This is a genomic window from Gordonia sp. 'Campus' (assembly GCF_022206305.1).
Lineage (GTDB): Bacteria > Actinomycetota > Actinomycetes > Mycobacteriales > Mycobacteriaceae > Gordonia.
The window spans coordinates 1-4265 of record NZ_JAKOIW010000043.1 but is presented as its reverse complement, the minus strand read 5'-3'; the positions used below and the strand labels follow the sequence as shown (position 1 = coordinate 4265).

The following is a 4265-nucleotide window of genomic DNA, read 5'->3' as shown; positions in this document are numbered from 1 at the left end:
TCGGTGTGGTTGGTGATGGTCATGGCGACGGTGGGTTCGCCGGGGCGGGTGACGGGGAGGGTGCCGGCGTGGGCGGTGCCTGCGGCGCCGAGGGCGATGCCGGCTGCGGCGGCGAGTCCGAGGGTGGCGGTGGCGATGCGGGTGGTGGTCTTCATGGTGTGCTCCCGGTGGTGTGGGGTTGTTGTGGTGACACCAATGACTTTCCTCGGGATGTGGGTGTGGTGGTTTCCGCTGACCGGGTGATGGTGGGGGTGAATGGTGCATCCACCGATCGGGGGACACCCGCGGCCGGCGACTCCGTCGTCATCGAGCACGAAGCGGTGACATGCCACGGACCGGAGACGATCGGTGGTACCAACTAGTCATGAAACACAGCATGGGCCGTGCCGTGCGGAGGCAGAACTGATGCCGGCGGTCGTGGTCGAGCGCGATGGTGAGATCACCACGCTCACCCTGAATCGCCCGGACGCACTGAACACGGTCACCGTCGATCTGGTCCGTGAACTGACCGAGGCGCTCGAGGCCGTCGACGCCGACCCGGGATGCCGGGTGGTGATCCTGACGGGCGCCGGGCGCGCCTTCTGCGCCGGGCTGGACCTGAACGGCTACGGCGACGAAGAACCCGGCGGACGCGCCGACGTGATCACGATGTTCGAGCGGCAGCAGGCCATCGCCGGTCTCGCGCAACGTCTACACGGGCTGCGCCAGCCGGTCATCGTCGCGGTCAACGGTGCGGCGGCGGGTGCCGGCCTGGCCCTGGTGTGCGCCGGCGACATCCGCATCGGCTCGACGTCCGCCGTGTTCGCGGTGGGATTCATCCGGGCGGGGTTCTCGGCGTGCGACATCGGGCTGTCGTGGTTGCTGCCGCGGTTGGTCGGCACCGGCCGTGCGCACGAGCTGATGCTGACGGGCCGCAAGTTCACCGCCGCCGAGGCCGAGAGCTACGGGCTTGTCGTCGAGCTGGCCGAACCCGACGACCTGGTGGGTCGAGCACACTCGATCGCCCATGCCATCCTGGCCAACCCGCCGGTCTCGGTGGAGATGACCAAGGTGGGAATGTGGGCCGCGGTGGAGTCCGATTCGTTCACCGCGACGGTCGAATTCGAGAACCGGCAGCAGATGATCACGGCCATGACCGAAGATCGGGGGGAGGCGACCGCCGCCTTCCTGGAGAAACGAGCACCGAGGTATCGACGACGATGACAGCTGACCTGTTCGATGTGAGTGGCAAGACCGTGCTGGTCACCGGCGGAACCTCGGGTATCGGCGCGATGATCGCGCACGGCCTTCGCGACCGGGGCGCGACGGTGTTGATCTCCGGCCGCAACGACGCGGCGCTGGCCGAGGCACGTGACGCGGGACTGATTGCCCTGCAGGCCAATCTGTCGACACCCGAGGGTGCTCGCGCGCTCGCCGAGGCGGTGGGCGAGCACACCGACGCACTGGACGTCCTCGTGAACAACGCGGGGGCCACCTGGGGTGCGCCGCTCGAGGAGTTCCCGGACTCGGCGTGGGATCGGGTGCTCAAGCTGAACGTCCAGGCTCCGTTCGTCCTCACCCAGACACTGCTGCCGCTGCTGACGCGTACCGCTGACGCCGAGAACCCGGCGCGGGTCATCATGATCGGCAGCGTCGACGGCATCCGGGTGCCGCGCACCGCGTCGTACTCCTACTCGTCGAGCAAAGCCGCGGTGCACCAGTTGACACGACATCTGGCCCGCGATCTCGGCCCCCGACACGTCACCGTGAACGCCATCGCGCCAGGACCTTTCGAGTCCAAGATGATGGCGCCGATCCTTGCGGAACTGGGTGACGAGGTCGCGGCGGCCTCGCCGCTGGGTCGAATCGGTCGTGCCGACGACATGATCGGAACGGTGGTGTTCCTCGCCAGCCGCGCGGGTTGCTACCTCACCGGCACGGTGATCCCCGTGGACGGTGGGATCGCGACGACGCTGTGACGACCAGTCGAGCGCTCTGCCGTTGAGAGCCGGGAGTTCCGGTCGGTCGTCGTCGCGGGCTCGGACCGAGGCGTCTAGGCGGCAGACGCCGAGACGGTGAGTTCGACGCGCGGCCCGACCCGGTCGATCTCTATCTGGGTGACCCGTCCGTCGTGAACGGTGACATCGATGACCGCGAGTTCGTGACCGCCCGGAGCGATGACGCGGACCGGGCGTCCGTCGGCGAACATGGGTGTGCTGGTGCGGATCCGGTCGACGAAGAGCGTGGTCTCCCGGGCGACGGCAGTGGCGCCGACGACGGTGGCCGACGCCTGCTCGGGGATGAGGGACCGATCGGCAACGCGACTGCAGTCGTCGCTCATCAGGGAGACCATCCTGGTTGTGTCACCATCGGCCGCTGCGGCCAGGAAAGCGTCGACGACGAGGTCGTCGACGCCGGCGATGACGGCGCCTCGGCCGACCCCACCGATCCGCTTGCGTGCTCGGCTCGCGTGCTTCTTCGCGGCGTCAGGTGTGGACCCGAGGGTGTCGGCGATGTCTCGGAACGGGACACCGAACACGTCGTGCAGAACATAAGCAACGCGTTGGGCAGGGGTGAGCCGGTTCAGGACCACCATCAAGGCGCGGGAGATGTTCTCGCGCTCCAGATAGCGCTCGTCGGCCGAGACGACGTCCGCAGGGAGCATGTCCGCCGGTAGCGGCCCTTCGCGACGATGCCGACGCTTGCGCAGTTGGTCGAGACATTCACGGGTGAGGACGGTCGTCAGGTACGCGGCTGGATTGCGAAGACCGTCATCGGCGACGGCGCTCGTCTTGATCCAGGTGCTCTGGACCGCGTCCTCTGCATCGTGAAGCGAGCCGAGCATCCTGAACGCCGTCGCCGTCAGCTGCGAACGGGCGTTCCACCGGTTTCGACCACCGCACACTGGAGTTGCGGCACATACCCGATCGCGCCGTGACTCCCGGAGCCTCGCAACGGGCTGACCGTGTTCTTCGTCGGGGCTGTCGCCGCGCACGTCCGTGCCCGGGTGTTCCACAACATCATGTTCCCCGGGCTGTATCTGCTGCTCGCAGTCGCCGCGACCGCCTACATGGCATCGCGTGTCGGCTGACCCTCGTCAGGGCTCTACACCTCAGTCGTAGAGCACTGCGCCGCCGCGCTTCTTGAGCTCCTCGAGCCCCGCGCGGAACTGTTGGAGGTACTCCGGCGAATGTCCGACCCAGTCGGTCATCTCGGCGACGATCCGGACGGGCCGAGCGCTTCGGTAGGAGTGGGTCGGGTTGCCCGGGAACTTCTTGTCGGTGACGTTCGGGTCATCGTGCACGTCGTCCTGTGGTTCCATGACGTAGACCCGGGGCCGACCGTCACCGACCGCCATCTCGGCCGCGAGCACGGCACCGTCGAGCACCTTGGTCATGTAGACGAAGTTCGAGGTGTGTTCGGGACGGTAATTCGACCGGTGACCGGGTGTCAGGAAGTCGCCGACGCGGAGGTCGGCCTTGGTGCCGTGGAAATAGGCCCCGGACTCGTGCACCCGAAAACGTTCCGGTGTGTCCGCCATATCTGGCATCGATTGCCCCTCCCACTCGTCGGTTGTCGAGCGATTGTGCCCGGCCACCAGGGCCTTGCGGCAAGCCCCGGTCCCTGACTTATGGTGAAAGGGGCGGGGTTCGGGGGCGGGAGCACCACCCCCGAACCGATCCCCTCATCCTCCTTTCGGAACTCTCACCACTGGTCGAAGCCGACGTTGACCTGGGGGTAGTGGGTGTCGATGTGGCTGTTGAGCCAGTAGTTCTGGGCGTGGGGTCCCCAGATGGTGCTCATGTCGGTGTTGACGTTGTGGGGGTGGTTGGTGAGTTGGTAGTTGGCGGTGGGGCCGAAGAGTCCGATGCGGTAGATGGCGTTGACGTCGAGGTGGTTGGTGTAGGGGGCGGTGGCGGTGAGGGTTTCGGTGGCGCCGGGGTAGAGGATGTGTTGGGGTGCGTTGACCCATTGGCCGCCGTCGGCGTTGGCGCCTTGGAGGTATTCGGGCTTGTCGGTGTGGTTGGTGATGGTCATGGCGACGGTGGGTTCGCCGGGGCGGGTGACGGGGAGGGTGCCGGCGTGGGCGGTGCCTGCGGCGCCGAGGGCGATGCCGGCTGCGGCGGCGAGTCCGAGGGTGGCGGTGGCGATGCGGGTGGTGGTCTTCATGGTGTGCTCCCGGTGGTGTGGGGTTGTTGTGGTGGTTGTTGTGGTGACACCAATGACTTTCCTCGGGATGTGGGTGTGGTGGTTTCCGCTGACCGGGTGATGGTGGGGGTGAATGG

General features: G+C 67.2%; 6 protein-coding genes and 1 pseudogene. 3 read left to right on the top strand and 4 right to left on the bottom strand.

The window, feature by feature from the left end; genetic code table 11:
* Positions 1-197, bottom strand: a pseudogene (locus MAY35_RS23405) (hypothetical protein); the annotation flags it as partial.
* 208 nt (positions 198-405) lie between these two features.
* Between MAY35_RS23405 and MAY35_RS23130 the strand changes: the two are divergent.
* Both MAY35_RS23130 and MAY35_RS23125 read left to right on the top strand, forming a co-directional pair.
* Complete coding sequence (locus MAY35_RS23130; protein WP_238423667.1) at positions 406-1203, top strand: enoyl-CoA hydratase/isomerase family protein; 798 nt, start codon at positions 406-408, stop codon at positions 1201-1203.
* The gene (locus tag MAY35_RS23125) at positions 1200-1958 is read left to right on the top strand and encodes an SDR family oxidoreductase (RefSeq protein WP_238423665.1); all 759 of its coding nucleotides are present in this window, start codon (positions 1200-1202) and stop codon (positions 1956-1958) included. Before MAY35_RS23130 ends, MAY35_RS23125 begins: the two co-directional genes overlap by 4 nt.
* Positions 1959-2032: 74 nt before the next feature.
* Here the strand turns inward: MAY35_RS23125 and MAY35_RS23120 are convergent, their stop codons facing one another.
* Positions 2033-2884: a sigma-70 family RNA polymerase sigma factor gene (locus MAY35_RS23120; RefSeq protein WP_308192495.1), complete on the bottom strand. Its 852-nt coding sequence runs from the start codon at positions 2882-2884 to the stop codon at positions 2033-2035.
* Between the two features lie 60 nt (positions 2885-2944).
* Here MAY35_RS23120 and MAY35_RS23115 point away from each other — a divergent pair, with 60 nt between their 5' ends.
* Positions 2945-3070, top strand: a complete 126-nt coding sequence (locus MAY35_RS23115) for a hypothetical protein (protein WP_374238008.1) — start codon at positions 2945-2947, stop codon at positions 3068-3070.
* Between the two features lie 21 nt (positions 3071-3091).
* On the opposite strand, the gene arr is transcribed toward MAY35_RS23115, so the two are convergent.
* Together arr and MAY35_RS23105 are read right to left on the bottom strand one after the other, a co-directional pair.
* Positions 3092-3520, bottom strand: a complete 429-nt coding sequence (gene arr / locus MAY35_RS23110) for an NAD(+)--rifampin ADP-ribosyltransferase (protein WP_238423672.1) — start codon at positions 3518-3520, stop codon at positions 3092-3094.
* 164 nt (positions 3521-3684) lie between these two features.
* Complete coding sequence (locus tag MAY35_RS23105) at positions 3685-4149, bottom strand: hypothetical protein (protein ID WP_238422718.1); 465 nt, start codon at positions 4147-4149, stop codon at positions 3685-3687.
* Positions 4150-4265 lie beyond the last annotated feature (116 nt).